The sequence below is a fragment of the Rothia sp. HMSC065G12 genome (assembly GCF_001811455.1).
GTDB classification, from domain to species: domain Bacteria; phylum Actinomycetota; class Actinomycetes; order Actinomycetales; family Micrococcaceae; genus Rothia; species Rothia dentocariosa.
The window spans coordinates 148,322-166,359 of the sequence record NZ_KV804813.1 but is presented as its reverse complement, the minus strand read 5'-3'; the positions used below and the strand labels follow the sequence as shown (position 1 = coordinate 166,359).

At 55.5% G+C, this 18,038-nt stretch carries 14 protein-coding genes and 1 tRNA gene; 4 read left to right on the top strand and 11 right to left on the bottom strand.

The window, feature by feature from the left end:
- Positions 1–6: 6 nt before the first annotated feature.
- A complete protein-coding gene (locus tag HMPREF2804_RS03760) occupies positions 7–1,035 on the bottom strand; it encodes a glycosyltransferase family 2 protein (RefSeq protein WP_070627348.1) in 1,029 nt (342 codons plus the stop codon).
- A 342-nt stretch (positions 1,036–1,377) separates the two neighbouring features.
- Between HMPREF2804_RS03760 and HMPREF2804_RS03755 the strand changes: the two genes are divergently transcribed.
- Positions 1,378–4,122 (top strand): arsenate reductase/protein-tyrosine-phosphatase family protein, encoded by a 2,745-nt coding sequence (locus HMPREF2804_RS03755; RefSeq protein WP_070627346.1) that lies wholly within the window; start codon positions 1,378–1,380, stop codon positions 4,120–4,122.
- A gap of 154 nt (positions 4,123–4,276) precedes the next feature.
- Here HMPREF2804_RS03755 and HMPREF2804_RS03750 read toward each other — a convergent pair whose 3' ends face one another.
- The 3 genes from HMPREF2804_RS03750 to HMPREF2804_RS03740 form a co-directional block, all read right to left on the bottom strand.
- Entirely contained in the window at positions 4,277–5,263 is a 987-nt protein-coding gene (locus HMPREF2804_RS03750; RefSeq protein ID WP_004006111.1) for a ribose-phosphate diphosphokinase, read from the bottom strand.
- 39 nt (positions 5,264–5,302) lie between these two features.
- Positions 5,303–6,745: a bifunctional UDP-N-acetylglucosamine diphosphorylase/glucosamine-1-phosphate N-acetyltransferase GlmU gene (gene glmU, locus HMPREF2804_RS03745; protein WP_070627344.1), complete on the bottom strand. Its 1,443-nt coding sequence runs from the start codon at positions 6,743–6,745 to the stop codon at positions 5,303–5,305.
- Positions 6,746–6,803: 58 nt separating this feature from the next.
- A tRNA-Gln gene (locus tag HMPREF2804_RS03740) sits at positions 6,804–6,874 on the bottom strand.
- Positions 6,875–7,112: 238 nt separating this feature from the next.
- Between HMPREF2804_RS03740 and HMPREF2804_RS03735 the strand changes: the two genes are divergently transcribed.
- Positions 7,113–8,981 carry an ABC-F family ATP-binding cassette domain-containing protein gene (locus tag HMPREF2804_RS03735; RefSeq protein ID WP_048751348.1) on the top strand — a complete coding sequence of 623 codons (1,869 nt, stop codon included), beginning with the start codon at positions 7,113–7,115 and terminating at the stop codon, positions 8,979–8,981.
- A gap of 77 nt (positions 8,982–9,058) precedes the next feature.
- On the opposite strand, the gene HMPREF2804_RS03730 is transcribed toward HMPREF2804_RS03735, so the two are convergent.
- Complete coding sequence (locus HMPREF2804_RS03730; protein WP_048751347.1) at positions 9,059–10,087, bottom strand: glycosyltransferase; 1,029 nt, start codon at positions 10,085–10,087, stop codon at positions 9,059–9,061.
- 397 nt (positions 10,088–10,484) lie between these two features.
- Here HMPREF2804_RS03730 and HMPREF2804_RS03720 point away from each other — a divergent pair, with 397 nt between their 5' ends.
- Positions 10,485–11,015 (top strand): acyltransferase, encoded by a 531-nt coding sequence (locus tag HMPREF2804_RS03720; RefSeq protein ID WP_048751345.1) that lies wholly within the window; start codon positions 10,485–10,487, stop codon positions 11,013–11,015.
- Positions 11,012–11,971 (top strand): glycosyltransferase family 2 protein, encoded by a 960-nt coding sequence (locus HMPREF2804_RS03715; RefSeq protein WP_070627342.1) that lies wholly within the window; start codon positions 11,012–11,014, stop codon positions 11,969–11,971. The genes HMPREF2804_RS03720 and HMPREF2804_RS03715 overlap by 4 nt, the downstream gene beginning before the upstream one ends.
- An 18-nt stretch (positions 11,972–11,989) precedes the next feature.
- Here the strand turns inward: HMPREF2804_RS03715 and HMPREF2804_RS03710 are convergent, their stop codons facing one another.
- The 6 genes from HMPREF2804_RS03710 to rsmI all read right to left on the bottom strand — a co-directional run bounded on the left by HMPREF2804_RS03710 (position 11,990) and on the right by rsmI (position 17,981).
- On the bottom strand, positions 11,990–12,994 hold the full coding sequence (locus HMPREF2804_RS03710; protein ID WP_070627339.1) for a GHMP family kinase ATP-binding protein: 1,005 nt from the start codon (positions 12,992–12,994) through the stop codon (positions 11,990–11,992).
- 27 nt (positions 12,995–13,021) lie between these two features.
- Positions 13,022–13,909, bottom strand: coding sequence for a 16S rRNA (adenine(1518)-N(6)/adenine(1519)-N(6))-dimethyltransferase RsmA (rsmA, locus tag HMPREF2804_RS03705; RefSeq protein ID WP_246824122.1), 888 nt, complete (start codon positions 13,907–13,909; stop codon positions 13,022–13,024).
- A 63-nt stretch (positions 13,910–13,972) separates the two neighbouring features.
- Positions 13,973–14,797, bottom strand: coding sequence for a glycosyltransferase family 25 protein (locus HMPREF2804_RS03700; protein ID WP_048751342.1), 825 nt, complete (start codon positions 14,795–14,797; stop codon positions 13,973–13,975).
- A 31-nt stretch (positions 14,798–14,828) separates the two neighbouring features.
- Positions 14,829–15,731 (bottom strand): capsular polysaccharide synthesis protein, encoded by a 903-nt coding sequence (locus tag HMPREF2804_RS03695; RefSeq protein ID WP_048751341.1) that lies wholly within the window; start codon positions 15,729–15,731, stop codon positions 14,829–14,831.
- A gap of 238 nt (positions 15,732–15,969) precedes the next feature.
- Positions 15,970–17,076, bottom strand: coding sequence for a TatD family hydrolase (locus HMPREF2804_RS03690; RefSeq protein WP_070627337.1), 1,107 nt, complete (start codon positions 17,074–17,076; stop codon positions 15,970–15,972).
- Between the two features lie 32 nt (positions 17,077–17,108).
- Positions 17,109–17,981: a 16S rRNA (cytidine(1402)-2'-O)-methyltransferase gene (gene rsmI, locus HMPREF2804_RS03685; RefSeq protein WP_070627437.1), complete on the bottom strand. Its 873-nt coding sequence runs from the start codon at positions 17,979–17,981 to the stop codon at positions 17,109–17,111.
- Between the last annotated feature and the right edge of the window lie 57 nt (positions 17,982–18,038).

Below are 18,038 nucleotides of genomic sequence, written 5' to 3'. Positions count from 1 at the left end.
AAAACCTCACAGAGTGCGCGTGGATGCCTTGAGAATCATAATACGTGCGGGACGCTCCACCAGATGATGCGCAGCGATCGCTAAGAACACGCCAAGCGCCAACGAGGCCCCCATCAGGATGAGTCCCCTCACACCACCTACCGCCGATGCACCCCAAGGCGCTGCGACAGCCCCAAAAATCACGAGCTCGTGCACCAGGTAAAACGCGAAGCTAACCTCGCCTAAATACACGAGGAGGCGACGCATTCGCGTACCCGATACCGGATCCCCCGCACGGTGGCGCGCATCGGCGTGCTGCATGTCGTGAAGCGCAAAAATCCCGATCACCAGAACCCACACAGGGTCGAGCAAAAAACCGCTGATGGTCTGTGTCAGATGAACCTTCGACACCCCGTACAGCCCCGCCAGCGGATGCGCCCGAAACGCAACTTTGCCCGGGAAGGAATTGGCGGTATCCATGATGAGTTCAGTGTTGATAATATCGTCCGGTGCGTTCTGAACCGGCACCGTGTGGTGGAACCCGGCATAGTAGACAGCGGTTTCCGAGGCGCTCGCGCGAAGAAATTCTGCAAGGGTTTGACCGCGCGGCGCAAACCAAAATTCGTCACCATCGAATGGAATGATCCACGCTGCACCACTCTGCCACGCACGATGGCATAAATATGTCATTTTCTCGGATTGCAGGTGTACATCATAGTTATCCCATGCAAAAATGATGCGTGAATCCCGTGCTGCAAGATCTATCACATATTCACGCGTTCCATCGGTTGAGAGATTGTCTGCAATAAGAATGCGATCAATTCCCTGTCTGAAAAAATGTGAAATTGTGTGCGGAAGAATATCAAGTTCATTCTTAACAACAGAAACAGCCCATATTTCATGGCGTTTTCCCATGAATTGGTGGGCAGGCAGGTTAGATATGTGGATATGCCGAATAGCGGCAATCTGATCTTTAAGACCTTTCCGGGTTTTACGAGCTTTGAGTGAGTAGCTCAATTGCCCCAGTTCAGTCCGCAGTGCGGTGAGGAATTTCATGAATTGTGCTTTCGTGAAACGGCTGGTGCCGATAAAAATACACGTAAAATACGTATGTAGATTTTAGCATGCAGATCAGGGTTATTTTCAGACTATGGCATATTTCTGCTTAATCTTTGCGGCGTATAAGACGTATTATAATATGTAGTTTTTCGCGGAAAGTCATCCATGTAAACACCACCGTCGTGTACTCTGCTCGTGCCTAACACAACATTGAGGTACACGCTAGGAACCCTCTAAGACTGACAAATTGTGTTCTACAGGTAAAATAATAGGTGAGTAGCCCTGCCCTGGAGGCAATGCAATGCGCTTCTGGAGCGTCCGAGACTCTGAAAGGTATCCATGGGAATTTTTAATATTCAGTCCCTCAGGGACAAATATCTGTCTGACTCTGGTGTACCTGCCGGGCAGGATAACCGTGAGTCCCCCTCCGCCGATACCGTTTCCGGACGCCGCCGAGCAGGGGGATCCTCAAGGTCTTCCCTTCAGGACGGAGTCGCACGTTTGAGCGCGCGACATGACCTGCCCCAACGTTCCGCACGCAGCGCCTCCCGTAGGTCACAGGATCTTCCACAGGAAGTACGCTCGCTCGCGGCTCAAAAGAGGAAAGCGCGAGAGGACGAATCCCGTTCCCAGGGTTTGCATCACACTGGGCCGGTAACGTCTAGCATTAACATACGCGCGGCACGCGATATTGCGGTCGCCGAAGCAGAAGAACGGCGTGCTGCAGAACGTGCTGCAGCTGAAAAACAGGCCGCAGAGAGGCGGGCGCAGCAGGCAGCCGATGCTCGCCGCCGTGCCGCAAGTATACTTTCTTCCGCCACGGGGGCACAGCGTTCCGTGGGCGGCAACCGTAAAAATTCTCAGGCGGCACCACAGACGCAGTCAAGCCCGATGGTTCGGAAAACCAGGTCGATTAACATCGGCGAATTCCACGGCAAGATTTCAAAGCGTAAAAAGAAGCCAGAGCAGCAGATTACCAAGCCGACGACGAACAGCGCAGAGCTGGATCAAACGGTTCTCATGGATACCAACGATGTGCAGGCTGCGGCACAGCGTTACGCAAAACAGCATAAATCTCAGCAGCAGACTCCTCGCGTGGAAAATACTGCTGCGCGTACAAATTCTCCGCGCCCGAAGACCGCGCGGATACCCATAACCCAGCGTTCCACCTCGTCCCGTTCACAAGCACCCGGCGCAGCTGCGGCGCAGAACAAGCGCCCCAAGTCTGGCACAGCGCCGCAGAGGTCAGCTCAGGCGCGCACCGCATCCGCAAAAACAACCGGCGCAAAAAAGGTACGCCCCAAGAATTCGATTGCCAAGAACCCTGCAGCTCGGAATGCTGCCTTGAAGAATACGGTGCGCACCAACCTTGCGCGTCAAGCAAATGAGCAAATGGCGCAGCGCCAGCAGAGTCCTTCATCGGCGCAGCAGAACCAGAGCCAGCCCACCCAGCAGCGCGCCCAGGCACATCAACCGCAGCAAAGGACCCACCAACAGCCAAGGCCCGCTGAAGTAGCTTCGCGTTCCTCTGTGCAGTCTAAGCCGGTTCAGTCGCATCTTGCGCAGTCCGACCCTGGCTACTCCCCCGCCAAAATTGTTGCCGCGGCACAGGCTCGCGCACGCCAAGATGCTCAGACTCATAAAAAGCCTGAAACTCCCCAGCAACAGACTCAACAACAGAGCACGGCAACGGCATCTACAGCAGCAACCCATAACCCGTGGAACAGCATTCCCACACCCCAGAAAAAGTCTGCTGCCGCTAATCCGTGGAATAGCCTTCCGGCAACATCCAAGCAGACCCCGGAGGATATTCCAACGAGGCAAAAGCAGAGCGAACCCTCTATCAGCGAGAAACTTGCGAACAAGCCCGAGTTCGCGGGCTTCGATATGGAGAAGCTTCTGCAGCCTGGGTATAAGCCGCAGACCCGTAAAGAGGCAATCGCTATTCGCCGCGCGCAGGAAGAACTGAATCTTCACAGTGGAGAAAATCAGCAGTCTCAGACAGAGGAAACGCAGCGCCAGGAAGATGAAGCGGCCCGGCGCGAACGTGAACGCGCGGAAGTTCACCGTCAACGTCTAGAGGCTCGCCGTCGCCGAGAGGAACAGGCTCAGCGCACGCGCGCTGAAGAATCCAATGCCGGGCAGCAGGACGAGCAGACTCAGTCTGAACGAGAGCAGCGCGAGCAGAATCAGGCTCAGCTGGCGCGAAAACTTGCTCAGCGTGATAATGCTCGTTCCACTTCTAACGAGAACACCCGCACAGAGCCCTCGCGGCCCGCTCACCAGACCTTGAAGGTGCGTGATGGCGCAAACAACGCGCTCTCCACTTCCGCCCAGGATGCGCAGGATACGGATACGCAGAGTACCCAGCCAGCAGCTCAGCCGACGGGTTTCCGTTCGGCTCCTGCTCAGGCATCTGTGCATCCGACAGCTTCCGTCCGTCCCGTAAAACGCGCGGCATCCCATGCTTCTCCGTTTAAGCTCGCGCCGGGCGAAGTTCGCTCGGGCGTGGTGCGCAGGCGCAGGCTCGCTCCCAGGCTCCAGGGGCCTATGGAAGCGGTCTTCGTGTGTACCGGGAACGTAGCGCGCAGTGCGGCGGCAGAGATTATCGCAAGCCAGCTCTCCGAAGAATACGGTCTAACCGACGACTGGATTTTCACCAGCGCCGGAACTTCGGCACTTTCGGGCTCGCGCGTATACCGTCACGTGGGTAAACAGCTTGACGAGCGCGGCTACGATATTTCCGGGTACCGCGCCAAGCAGCTCACCGAAGACATGGTGGAACGCGCTACCCTGATCCTGGTGGCGGAGGCGGAACACGCCGATTGGATTATCCGCGAATGGCCGCAGTACCACCACAAGGTTCATCTCATCAAGCAGGTAGCTATCCTGAAGCAAGAAGTCGGTTCCGAGGCAGAACCGATCTCATACCTGTACAGCCATAATCAAGCACCGCGCTCAAGCGATAACATTGGTGATCCGTACCGTCAGGGTAAAGAGGCGGCACGCATCGCGGTCGATGAGATTGAAAACTCGCTCTTCGAGATTCTGCCGTGGCTCTCGCAGGCACACGTGCAGAGCTAAAACAGCAGATTATGAGGGCTATAGCCTCTAAGTAGTTAATATCCCCGTCTGAGCGCTAGCGTTCTCAGACGGGGATATATTTTCTCGGTCCAATAACATCACCCCGCGCCGAACTGTCGAAGCTCGGCCACGGGGTGAATGCGATATATACGATTTAGGCGTGATCGTTGAAGATGTTGGTCACAGACCCTTCGTCGAAAACCTCACGGATAGCACGTGCAATCAGCGGAGCAATCGACAGAACCGTCAAATTATCGAAAGACTTCTCGGCAGGCACGGGCAGAGTGTTAGTGACAACCACTTCGGAGGCACCGCATCCGGAAAGGATATCGACAGCCTCACCAGAAAATACGGGGTGGGTAGCCGCGATAATGACTTCTTTCGCACCCTTATCCTTAAGAACCTTGACCGCGCCAGCAATGGTTCCACCGGTATCGATCATATCGTCGATCAGTACGCAGGAGCGCCCTTCAACGTCGCCCACAACGGTTTTTGAGACGGCGTGATTCGGCACGTTAATATCGCGTGTCTTATGCACGAAGGCCAAAGGTGCACCGCCGAGCAGGGCAGCCCAATGCTCAGCCACGCGCACACGACCGGTATCCGGGGAAACGACGGTCACGTTCTCGGGGTTCTCAACGCGCCCACGAATATAATTCGCCAGAACTGGAATAGCGAAGAGGTGATCGAGCGGACCATCAAAGAAACCCTGAATCTGCGAAGTATGCAGATCGACGCACATCAAGCGGTCCGCGCCAGCAGTCTTGTACAAATCGGCAATCAAACGAGCCGAAATAGGTTCACGTCCCTTATGCTTCTTATCCTGACGGGCATAGGGGTAGAAAGGCGAAACTACGGTAATCGAGCGGGCAGAGGCACGTTTGAGCGCATCAATCATAATGATCTGTTCCATCAACCATTCGTTGATGGGCGCCGGGTGCGACTGAATTACGAAAGCATCAGCGCCGCGCACAGATTCCTCGAAGCGCACATAGGTCTCACCGTTGGCGAAGGTATACGCAGAGGTCGGCAGCAGGTCATGCCCCAGTTCAGCAGCGATTTCTTCGGCTAGTTCCGGATGCGCCCGCCCGGACACCACTGCCATTTTACGCATCCCAGGATTGGTAATCTCGCTAGACATGATTGTGTTCGCTTTCCTTGTGAACTCGGTGTGTGAAAACTACTCCTGCGCGGCCTCAGCAGCCTGTGCAGACTCGGTTCCTTCACGATTTTTTAGAACCCAGTCATCAATATTGCGCTGGGAAGTCTCAGAGATAGCGAGCGCGCCCGCCGGAACATCCTTGCGGATCAGGGCTCCCGCACCGGAATATGCGCCGTCTCCAACGGTGACAGGTGCCACGTAGATGCCGCCCGACCCCATGCGGGTATGCGCGCCGATAACGGTTCGGTTTTTAGTAACCCCGTTGTAGTTAGCGAAGATGGACCCCGCACCAATATTGGCACCTTCGCCGATTTCGGCATCCCCTACGTAGGTGAGGTGGGGTACCTTGGCGTCCTGGCCGATCTGTGAGTTCTTAGCTTCGCAGAAGGCACCGAGTTTTGAGTTCGCGCCCAAAACGGTACCGGGGCGCAGGTATGAGAAGGGACCCACGGTGGCGTTTTCGCCGATGGTCGCGCCGAAACCGTGGCTGCGGATAACGGTTGCGCCGGTTTCGATAGTCATATCGGTCAGGGTTGTGTCCGGACCAATAGTTGCACCGGTGGCGACCGATGTTGTCCCGTGCAGCTGCACGCCGGGCATTAGAGTTGTATCGTTTTCAAGGGTAACGGTTACGTCGATCCAGGTGTTGTGCGGGTCCACGATAGTTACGCCGTTACGCATATGTTTTTCCAGGATGCGTTCGTTGAGTTTACGCCCAAGCTGCGCAAGCTGCACGCGGTCGTTCGCACCTTCAACCTCCCAGCGATCCTCAATAGCGAGGGCGGCGGTGCGGTGCCCCTTATCGCGGGCTATAGCGAGTACATCGGTAATGTATTTTTCGCCCTGTGCGTTGTCGGTCGTGACCTCTAATAGGGCTTCGCGCAGAACCTTGGCGTCGAAAGCGTAGATGCCCGAGTTGATTTCGGTAATCGCCAGCTCTTGGGGGGTTGCGTCTTTGGCCTCCACAATGGCGGTAACTTCGCCCGCTTGGTCGCGCACGATGCGCCCGTAGGCGCCGGGCTCTTCGATATTGGTGGTGAGCACGGTAACGGCGTTGCGTCCCTCTTCGTGGAAGTCCATTAGCTCGCGCAGGGTTTCGGCGCGAAGCAGGGGTACGTCGCCGTAGGTGACCAACACGGTACCATCAACGAGATCGGAATTATCGAGGGCGTTGAGACCGACTTCAACGGCTCGACCGGTGCCGGGAATGTCGTCCTGATCAACGATGGTGACCTGGGCATCAAAGTCAAGAATATGCTGGGCTACCTTATCACGCTGGTGCCGCACCACAACGGCTAGGCGCTGAGGGTCTAGGTCTCGGGCAGCAGCTACGGCGTGTTCCACCATGGAACGACCGCCTATCGCGTGCATAACTTTGGGGGTAGCAGATTTCATACGAGTGCCAGCTCCCGCAGCCAAAACAATAACAGCCGAAGGTGCCTTCCGATTTTCTGCGTTCACCTAGATGTCTCCTTGTTAGGTGTGGGATATAGCCGGAAGTCTACCCCCGAACTATTCGCTCCGCCACCAGGATTCGAACCTAGACAAACGGCTTCAAAGGCCGCTGTGCTGCCATTACACCATGGCGGATTATCCGCATGAACACCCGTCGGATTGACGGACAAAGAAACGGATACTCCATAGTGTAGCAAAAATAGCAGCGTTCTCACACACGCCACTCTGTGCCATCGGGAAGCCCTAATTTTTGCATTAACACGGTGCCTGTGGTGCCTCAGATGCCCTGGGATTTATCTCTCACCGGCGTGGTTTTCGCCGGATTTATACGAAGACTTCCAGGCGTGTGGGAGTCAGGCGTTACCCTGGATATGTGGCACATTTACTTGGCGGCGAAGCGCTGCACCTTCAGTTCCCTACCCGCACTATTTTTGAGGGGGTGACCGTTGGCATTAATGAGGGCGACCGCATCGGCATTGTGGGTCGCAACGGCGACGGTAAATCCACGCTCATGAAGATTCTGGCGGGGCGTCTTGAACCGGACTCCGGGCGCGTGACGGCGCGCGGTGGCACGCGCATCGGGTATCTGGATCAGTCCGATGTTCTCAACGATTCTCACACGGTCGGTTATGCTCTGGTGGGTGATACTCCAGAGTATGAGTGGGCCTCGCAGCCGCGTATTCGTGATGTTATTGCGGGTTTGGTGTCTGATCTGCCCTGGGATGCGCCGGTTTCTTCACTCTCGGGTGGGCAGCGTCGCCGCGTGGCGCTGGCTGCTCTGCTGATACAGGAATGGGATGTGCTCATGCTGGATGAGCCCACTAACCACCTGGATGTGCAAGCAATTACATGGCTTGCGCATCATCTGAAAAACCGCTGGAGCAAGAACGCGGGCGGCTTACTCGTGGTCACTCACGACCGCTGGTTTCTCGATGAAGTCAGTACCGACACCTGGGAAGTCCACGATAATATCGTGGAACCATTTGAGGGCGGGTATGCGGCTTACGTTCTGCAGCGCGTGGAGCGCGATCGGCAGGCGGCCGCCGCGGAGGCAAAGCGCCAGAACCTGATGCGCAAAGAGTTGGCATGGCTGCGTCGCGGCGCCCCGGCGCGCACCTCAAAGCCGAAGTTTCGCATTGATGCGGCGAATGCGCTGATTGCCGATGTGCCGCCGGTGCGTAATACCGTGGAACTCAAGCAGATGGCGGTTTCCCGTTTGGGTAAGGATGTGGTGGATCTTGAGAACGTCTCGGTCACCTTTGAGGATTCTTCGCTGCCCGACGGTAAACGTGAGGTGCTGCGTCGCGTAACTTGGCGGATTGCGCCGGGTGAGCGCACCGGTATTTTGGGCGTGAACGGTGCCGGAAAATCAACCCTGCTTGCCTTGGTCACCGGCTCTCTGGAACCGACCGAGGGGCGTGTGAAACGCGGTAAGACCGTCAAGGTTGCCACCCTCACCCAGCAGCTGGATGAGCTGAAAGAGGTTGAGAACGACCGCGTATCTGATGTGATCGGCCGCAAGAAGCGCAGCTATATTGCCGACGGCAAAGAGATGTCGCCCTCGCAGATGTTGGAACGGCTAGGTTTTACGAGCGCGCAGCTTTCTACTCCGGTGAAAGATCTGTCGGGTGGGCAGAAGCGACGACTGCAGCTCATGCTCATTCTCTTGGACGAGCCGAATGTGCTGATTCTGGACGAGCCTTCAAACGACCTGGATACCGATATGCTGGCGGCGATGGAGGATCTGCTCGATACCTGGCCCGGTACCCTGCTGGTGGTTTCTCACGACCGTTACCTCATGGAGCGTGTGACCGATCAGCAGTATGCGGTGATTGACGGTTCTTTCCGGCATCTACCCGGTGGTGTGGACGAGTATTTGGCACTTTCCGCAGCGGGTCGGGGCGGTTCTGCCGCTGGTGTTACGGGCGGTGCGTCCGTCCCAATGAAAAAGAACGATTATTCGGTTTCTGACGACCAGGCTGAACCAACGGACTCTGGCCCCAAGAGCACGCCGAAAGTATCGGGGGCTCAGGCACGCGCGGCGCAGAAGGAATCCGCCGCGATTGAGCGTCGCCTCGGGAAATTGGGCGAGGAACAGAGTAAGCTCTCCGAACAGATGAGCATGCATGACCCCGCCGATTACGCCGGGCTTGCCGACCTAGGGCAAAAACAGCAGGCGCTTCAGGATGAGATCGACGAGCTAGAGATGCGCTGGCTGGAGCTCTCGGAACTCCTCGGATAGCCCGCTCCCCTGCTAAAAGAGTCTTGATAGCGAATCAAACGGGTTCCTCAACGTTGCATTCACTATCAAGGCTCTTTTTATAAACTCGGGGAAGCATCCGCAAGTTCCGCAGCCATAGCCTTTAGGTCCGCATCCAGCCGGGGGCTGCGCAAACCCGCAGCCTGAAATAGCTCGGTGAAACGGTGCCGCCAATCCAGTCTTTGCAGCGCCATACGCACCTGGTTTCGGCTCTGCTCAGGTGTCCATTCGCTCACAAGCTGCGCCACCGCATTCAGCCCGGCGCGAGCATCCTGCGGGTCAATATCGACGGTCGCTCCATCCCACAATATCTCGCGCGTACTTTCGGTTTTAGGCACCTGCCCCACCACGGTCACCCCGTGGGCGAGCGCGTCCGTCCAGCGCCCGGTAATGTACTCCTTGTTTGGGTGCGTGTACGATGCGGGGCTCACCAAAGTACTAAAAGCCAGTACAAACTTGGCGTCCGCGAGTGCTCTCTGCAAAGACTCGATGGATTCTTGATCGGTTACACCGAACGGCGGGCGCCCCGCGAAGGTTATTCCCACTTGCCGGGCAAGTTCTGCGGTGTGTTCATCGTCGTCATAGGCGGAGGGTTGGCGCCCCACACGAAGTATATCGGTGGTTTTCGGATGCGCCAGATGCTCATCGAATTTACTCCACACGTCTGCACCCCAAGGAAGCACCCGCACGTTTTTAACCCCGGCGCTGCGCCAATCGTGCACGTCGTCGCGGTCCGCGACAAAAACGGTGTTATAGGTTCCGTTGGTGGCGATGGCGGGAATGCGGTCATCCCAGAAACTATCGATAACCCACCCGTAAACCCCAGCATAGCGTCGTGCGGCGAGGCGTGGCTGCGCGATAGCGTAAAGCTGTCCGGGGTCGCTGGCGATAACAAGGGCGGTACGTCTTCCGCCGGGAATACGCGGCAGGCGCCCCAGAATTTTGGTGGCGGGTGTAAGCGATGCGCTCGGGTCAGGGGTGACGATGCGCGCGTCCAAGTACGATGCCATCAGGCGCGCCATCTCATGGATGGGCGCCCACCCGGCGCCTTCGGGAACGCCTACGATAATATCTACGTCGTGGGGCATGGGGTATTCATTTCGTGCGAGTTCGAGCGGGAATAGGTCGCGCGTAATTTTGACCTGAACTATGCAAAATGTGCGTCATCACACCGCGCGATATACCACTTAGTATATACGTTTTTAGGTATCGTCCGGGATACTTGGTAATCACCATGACGGAGTGGGTTTTATATCACAGATTATTGAGAGACACGGAGGCAATACTCAGTGCACCATAAATTCCGGGAGCGTTTTCTTCATGTGGATGTGCATAAACTGATCCCGTATAAAGAAAACACTCTCGCATTGCTCCCTACCAAAAAACACTCCGCTGACCGCCGCCTGCAGGTAGGCTACAATATCTTCAGACGGGCTTGCCACGGTGGTAGAGCCGCATAGGTCACACTCACTCACACGAATTCTCATGATTCAGAAACTCAAAGATTTGAAATACCGCCTGCATCTTATGCGGCGAGAACGCACGAATGCGCAAAAACGACGTGAACTCACCAAAAATGGCATTGTTTTTGGTGCCGGAACATATTGCGATCCTAGTTCCACTATTATGCCTAAGGTCGTAATGGGCACGAATTGTTTTGTCAATAAAGAAACTTTGGTGGGCGCGCATACGACTCTGGGAAATAATGTTTTTCTGGGGCCGCGCGTCACCATTTTTGCCGACACCCATGAAATTGGTTCTGCCGCTCAGCGCGCGGGAGCAAATATTACTCGTCCCGTACACATCAAAAACGGCACGTGGGTGGGGCAAAACGCTGTCATTACCGCCGGGGTTACGATCGGCGAAGGATGCGTGATTGCCGCCGGTGCCGTGGTGGTGCACGATTGTGCGCCTCATGGCGTGTATGCGGGCGTTCCGGCGCGGCGCATCCGTGACCTTAATGCCGAAGGGAACTCGTACCCGGTAGCTGAGCAGGTGAAAGGAGGCCGGTCGTGACTCGCCCCAAGCCCATTGCAGCATCCGTCATTATTCCGGTGTATAACGGCGCCAACTATATTACGCAGCAGCTTGATGCACTCGCAGCCCAAACCGGTAACCCTAGTTTTGAGGTGCTCATTTGCGATAACGGCAGTACCGACAGTACCAGCACCGTGGTCGAAAGCTACAGTGCCCCCTATCCCCTGCGGGTAATAGATGCATCCCAGCGTGGCGGAGCCAGCCACGCCCGCAATATGGGGGCGGTACAAGCCGCGGGTGATGTCCTTATCTTCTGCGATGGTGATGATCTTGTAGAACCTGACTGGGTGGTTTCGCATCTGTACGTGCAAAACCTATATTCCCCTGTCATAGCAAGCGGGTCTCTGCTTCATGATCGGGTCAATACTCCCGAAGTTCTGCGGGCTTACGGTCTTGAACCCGGCGATGATCAGAAGACTCTGAGCACACGCACCAGGATTTTCTACGACGATGAGCTCACCCCCTATGCTGGTTTTCTGCCGACGGTTGCCGGGGGTAATTTTTCGATTCCTCGCCGCGTATATCTTGAGGCTGGGGGTATGGATTCTTCATATAAGAGTTCCGAAGAGACCGATTTTGCCTGGCGTGTGCAGCTTGCAGGCGTTCCGGCGGCGCTTACGCATGGGCCGCTTCTGCACTATATTCTGCGGGATAAACCTAAACGCATTTTTCATCAGCAGCGCGCCTACCAAAAATACAAGGTACTGCTGTGGGTGCACTATCGGCAGCATGGAATGCGCGGTCCCAGTACGAAGGCGTCTATCCTGGAGGTTCTGCGGCAGGCCCCTAAGCTTATAAACCCTGCAACCCGTTTTCGGGCGGCGTATCTGGCGGGCGGTAACCTTGGGGCGCTGGAGGGTATTCTTCAGTACCGCATTCTCAAGCGTATTCCGAAGCCGCTGCGGCTGGATACTGCGCCTATTACAGAGGAATAAGGGACTATTCATAAGGAATTAGAGCATCGCGGGGGTTTGTGTGGCTATCGCGTGACGGCCTCGGCGGCGAAGTGCTGCGGCGAGTTCATCAGCTGCGGTCGCATCCTCCGCAAGAATAGCCACGGTAGGCCCTGACCCAGAGACAAACGCCTCAACCATGCTCTCATTATCCATGGTCAAAATAGTTTCAAGATCGGGAGCTAGGGTCACGGCTGGTCCCTGCAAATCGTTGCGAAGCTGCCTGCCAATTTCGTGGATGCGTGCAATCGGCGCCTCCGTCTGGGTTAGCGCGTGCAGCAGCCCCGAAGGAACCTGCAGCTCGCCAGCTTCGGGGTAACGCCCGGCGGCGCGTCCCTCATCAAGCTCGCTAAATACCTGCGGGGTCGAGAGTCCTTCTGAGGCGGCGACCAACACAATATCGAGTGGAATCATGTCTTCGGGCAACTCCACGATGCGCAGCTCGGTTCCGGTCCCCTCCCCCACGGCTAACCCGCCCAGCGGGAACGCGGCACGCACCACAAAAGGCACGTCGGCACCCAAAGGCGCAGCCAGGGCAAGCAGCTCTTCGAGTCCGAGGGTACGTTCGGTAAGCCGCTTCTCATAGAGATACTGATCGACGGCAAGAAGCGCGGCGGCGGCATCTGCCGAGCCACCCGCCATGCCCCCGGCCACGGGAACGGCCTTATCGATATGCAGGTGCAGGTTCAGATCGTTCACGGTAAGCCCGTGCGCCTGCACCATAGAGACGGCTGCACGATGCGCCAGGTTCGACTCGTCCAACGGCACCTCGGCTAGATCAAATTCTCCGGAGCGGTGCTGCTGATCGACCAGGGATTCGGACACAATATCCAGGCTCAGGGTAATTCCCGGTTTCTGACCATCGCGTGCGGTTACGGTTTCGTAGATATTGACCGAAGAAAAGAGCGTGGCGAGCGGATGGTAGCCGTCCTCGCGGGGGTTCCCCACGGCAAGATAGAGATTTACTTTGCCGGGCGCTTTTGCCCGAGTTTCTAGAACATGCATTCTTTATCCATCTCCGGTTTCCCGGTCTTAACTTTCATCCGCCACTAAAGCTGGCACCCGATGCGCCGCCTGGGCAATCCGAATATACCCGTGAATATCTAACTTTTCGCCACGCTCAGTAGGAGTAATGCCCGCCTCGGTCAGGATAGCCTCGGCACGAGCACCGGAGCCAGCCCACGAAGCAAGCGCGGCCCGCAGGGTCTTCCGCCGTTGGGCGAAAGCAGCGTCAATCACGGTAAAGACTTCGTCGCGGTCAATATCGGCGAGCGGCTGCGGGCGCATCCTGAATCCCACAAGCCCGGAGTTAATTTTCGGGGCGGGCCAGAATACGTTTTTACCAATAACCCCCGCTTTAAAGACCTCAGCATACCAGCTTGCCTTCACCGAAGGAACCCCGTAAATCTTGGATCCGGGTTTCGCCGCCAGACGATCGGCAACCTCATCCTGCACCATCACCAAGGCGTGGCGGATGCTCGGGAACTGCGCGAAGAGGTGCAGAAGCACCGGAACCGCCACGTTATAGGGCAGGTTAGCGACTAGCGCATCCGGCGTGTGGGGAAGCTCAGTCACCTTGAGGGCGTCCATAAGCACCACATTAACGTTTTGTGCCTTGTCGGGGCGGAATTTGGCGATAGTATGCGGTAGCTGCTGCGCCAATGGCGGATCGATTTCAACCGCTACAACCTGGCGCGCGGCATCTGCTAGCCCCAGAGTGAGAGAGCCAAGTCCGGGGCCGACTTCGAGCACGGTTTCGTCGTCGGTAATATCCGCTGCGGCAACGATGCGACGAATAGTATTCGGGTCAATCACGAAGTTCTGCCCCAGGGTCTTTGTAGGGCGAATGCCCAGCTGCGCGGCAAGGTCACGGATTTCTTGAGGACCCAGCAGGGGTTTATCGCTCAGATTTTCTCTCACCCTATCTATTCTACGGAAGGTTGCAGGTCTAGGTCGAAGGACGCCGCTCACTGGTGCGGGTAGTTACTTGAGAACTCTGCGTTTCTTCCGTATCTGCCAGAGAGTCGATTTGACGATGTTTTGTGCATTCTTCAGCCGGGCCTTGGGCGCGGCATAAATACGCAGCTTATTGAGGAGCGGCTGTTTTTTTGTCTGGTTTGCTTTATGGTACACAAAATGCGTCCCGTCTTCCTCGATAAGACTATTTCCTGTCCAACCGCACAGTCCTGGCTGCACAACCTTAATATCCACCCCAAAATCAGCGGCAAAAAGGGGCCAATCATCCGCCAGCCAGTATTGTGAACCGCGCGCATCAATCTGCTCAATAATTTTCTGCGCCGCCGACCGAGAGATCAGATACAGCCCCGTACAGGCAGTCCAGTCGTTAGCGCAGTACCCTAAACGGTGACGACCCCAAATAAACGGAGAAAACAATGACAACCGGGGGTAAGGGGTACGGGCATTCATACGACCCATCTGGGTGGACCAGCCATCCGCAAAATTCACCACGCCAATACTGAGAGATTTTTCAATAACCCGAGAAACAATTTCATCAATGGAGGCGTGTATCAATGCATCGTCCTCAGCAACAAGTGCCCATTCTTCCCCGCTTTTTAGAAAATCACGCCACACGTAAGTATGGCTCAAGGCGCATCCTACTTCCCCGGGACGGGCTAGACGGCCTGCTCTCTTCTCAAAATAGATGTTATCAAATTCAGGGCTTTCCCCAGGAATAGGTAAAGCACGCCCATCTACTCCCCAAAATATATCAAAACCAGTGCCCCCTGGAGCACTGAAGAAATACTCAAGACGATTTTCGTCTTTAAGAGCAACAACATATTTTTTCATTTTCCCTCTTTATATTTGATGTGACAATGATTTACCGGTATCCACCGGAATATATTTCAAATTGCATACCTGCAATAGTTTTTATATTATCTTTATACTTCAAGCTTAATGGACTCACAATATTCCCTGATAAATCAGACCAGGGGACAGGATACTCTGGCATATATTCAAATGCTTGAGAGTTATAACGCCCCTCTAAAAGGGTTGAAAAGTAATCCATACGGCGATGTATTTCAGAAATCCACTCATCGGTAAACCTGCTGTATGGTTTGCACGCATAAGCAGACATATTCACAATCGACCTATAGTAGTTACGCTGGTCTTTCCCCAATACCCCACTTGCTGGTGACGAATTCCGGGAATTTTTTTCATGCGGCGCGATCACCCACATATCTGGGGTAGCATTAAGCTCCTCAAGAAGAGGTAACCAGGGCTTATCCATAGGTTTTATATCCATATAGACACCACCGTGATGGTGCATCAGGTAGGCACGCATATAGTCGGAACGCTGAATGTAGCTCAACTTCACGTATGAAGGGTGTAAAGGATACCCAGGAACTATATAGTCATCCAGATTATCTGGAGTCACCAGAATAACTTTACTCTCAGGGTTAGTGGAGCGAATAAGATTAAGTGATTTCCGACGGGCAGGCGTTATTTCGTTATCTCCTGTCCACACTACAAATATCTGGTTAGGGGCATCTCGAAGATTATCTTTAGGAAGTTGGGAATCGTAGAATAAGTGATTAACAGAGAAGGTACTAGAGTTTGGCACAACAACATCACCAATACGATGAGTGTATTTCTCAAGGTCATAAGAATATGGGTTTTTCTGCGAATACCAACTGCGCATCTTATCTATCCCCGCGCCATCTTTGACATAATTAATCCATATATAATGTTTTATTCTTTTTGAAAAAGAAATGATTGACACGGCTTTACCCTAGTTCTCTCACATTAACATGCTATTGATACGTTACGGGATAGAAAACTATTTATCGGGATGCCATATCACACAAATACAGAATTTACTCCAGAAATTATGAGGTAAAGCCTTAAAAGGTGAGATATAGCATCTACCATAATAGCATATACGCGTGATAGTTCATGCAGGCTTCGATAAAGGTGGCACAAAAAATACTTATACCTTATGCACTGATCGTTACCATCGTCTAGACCCCCTCAAGTCCCCAGCTGCCGTAGACACGCATCGAGTTCGCGCGGATAATTCGGCACAGGTCTTCTAGGTTCTGCTCGCGGTGCGCCGCCATGAACCGCACCGTATAGTTCGTCATGTACGAGGCATTCGGGCGGCCCCTAAACGGGTGCGGGGTCAAAAAAGGCGCATCCGTCTCGGCAAGAATCAGCTCAGGGCGTGCCATACGCAACGACTCCTGAATATCCTTCGAGTTTTTGAAGGTTACGGTTCCGGCGAAGCTCATATACCAGCCCTGCTTATTACAGATGCGCGCCAGCTCAGCCCCGCCCGAGTAGCAGTGAAATACAGTACGCTCGGGGGCGCCCTCCTCAAAGAGGATGCGCACTACATCATCGTGCGCCTGCCGGTCATGAATCTGAAGCGCCAGATCGTGCTTCTTCGCTAGACGAATATGCTCGCGAAAGCTGCGCTGCTGAGCTTCAACACCTTCCTTTCCGGTGCGAAAATAGTCGAGCCCGGTCTCACCGATAGCTCGCACGCGCGGTTCGGCGGCAAGCGCATCCAAGGTCTCCAGAGCCTCATCGAGGGTACCGGCGGATTCCAGTTCGGGGGCGGTGTTGGGGTGAACGGCAACCGCCGCCAAAACCCGCCGGTCGGCGCGGGCGGCGGCAACCGCATACAGCGAGGAGAGAATATCGCAGCCAACCTGCACAATGGCACCTATGCCGAGTTTTTCCCCAGTATCAAGGGCGTCCCGGGCAGTAATCTCTACTTCGCCATCAAGCAGATCCATATGGGTGTGGTTATCGACGATGGCGTACGGCAGAGGCTCGGGTGCAGGCGGGAACACAAGGTTGCGGGACCGTCCGTCACCGCCCTTCGTGGAGCGGCGGCGGGTGCCTTCACCCGAAGGTTCCTGCGCTATCCCTCCTCCGGTCTCGTCACGATAAAGCTCGGCGCGGTAGGGCGCGGGAGTTTGCCCTTCTTCGATCTGCCAGCCATGCGGAAGCGCGCTCGCCGTCAGTTCTTCTTCGCTCGGCATCTTATAGTGTGCCAAGGTTGCAAGGGAGTCTAAATATTCCTGGGTGAGTTCGGTTTGCTCGGAGTGGCTATGGCACACGGTATTCTCCTGTGGGCTGTGTTGAGGTATGTTTAGACGTTGGCATTTCGAGCGGCGAGGGCGGCTTCATAGAGTTCTCGTTTGGAGGCACCCGTTTCGGCGGCGACTGCGGCGCACGCATTTTTAAGGCGTTCCCCCGCATCCACCCGTTCGAGGACGAGACTTACTACGTCTTGCGCCTGCGGAGTTTCGGGAGGCTCGGCGCCAGCAACCACAATCACGATTTCGCCGCGTACCTGGGTTTTGTGCGCCCAGTCAGCGAGTTCGTTCAGGGTGCCGCGCAGGGTTTCTTCATGCAATTTGGTGAGTTCGCGGCATACGACGGCACACCGTTCGCCCCCGAAAACCCGGGCAAAATCTGTGAGCGTGGCGGCTACACGATGCGGCGATTCATAGAAAATCATGGTGCGCTCTTCCGCCGCCAGGGAATTCAGCCTTCTTGTACGTTCTGAGCCTTTACGCGCCAGAAACCCCTCAAAGGTGAACCGTCCGGTGGGCAGTCCCGAGAGCGCGAGCGCAGTCAATGCCGCCGAGGGACCGGGGATCACGGTCACCGGCAGGTCGGCGTCGGCAACGGCGGATGCAGCAACATAGCCGGGGTCCGAGATGGTTGGCATACCGGCATCCGAGAGCAGCAGAACTATGTTCCCGTCGCTGACCGCTTGCACGAGCTGGGCACTGCGTTCCGCCTCGTTATGGTCGTGATTTACGATAATTCGTCCCGTAGTGTGCACCCCCAGCCCGGAGGCAAGGGTGCGGAGCTTGCGAGTATCTTCGACAGCGATCACGTCAGCGGTAGCGAGCGCCTGCCGTAACCGGTCGCTGGCATCTGAGAGGTTGCCGATAGGGGTTCCGCCGAGGATGAGAATACCTTCCTCACGCTCATCAGACGCTAGGGGCTGCATTGTTGTATCGGCGGAGGTGGTACTTTGTGTATCGCGCTCATACATTTCGTTTTCGAT

Bases quoted from the DNA above. Each gene is read 5' to 3' on its own strand.
- HMPREF2804_RS03755 (WP_070627346.1), top strand. From the start codon at position 1,378: ATGGGAATTTTTAATATTCAGTCCCTCAGGGACAAATATCTGTCTGAC.
- HMPREF2804_RS03750 (WP_004006111.1), bottom strand. From the start codon at position 5,263: ATGTCTAGCGAGATTACCAATCCTGGGATGCGTAAAATGGCAGTGGTG.
- HMPREF2804_RS03720 (WP_048751345.1), top strand. From the start codon at position 10,485: ATGATTCAGAAACTCAAAGATTTGAAATACCGCCTGCATCTTATGCGG.
- rsmI (WP_070627437.1), bottom strand. From the start codon at position 17,981: ATGCAGCCCCTAGCGTCTGATGAGCGTGAGGAAGGTATTCTCATCCTC.
- HMPREF2804_RS03730 (WP_048751347.1), bottom strand. From the start codon at position 10,087: ATGCCCCACGACGTAGATATTATCGTAGGCGTTCCCGAAGGCGCCGGG.
- HMPREF2804_RS03760 (WP_070627348.1), bottom strand. From the start codon at position 1,035: ATGAAATTCCTCACCGCACTGCGGACTGAACTGGGGCAATTGAGCTAC.
- HMPREF2804_RS03700 (WP_048751342.1), bottom strand. From the start codon at position 14,797: ATGAAAAAATATGTTGTTGCTCTTAAAGACGAAAATCGTCTTGAGTAT.
- HMPREF2804_RS03710 (WP_070627339.1), bottom strand. From the start codon at position 12,994: ATGCATGTTCTAGAAACTCGGGCAAAAGCGCCCGGCAAAGTAAATCTC.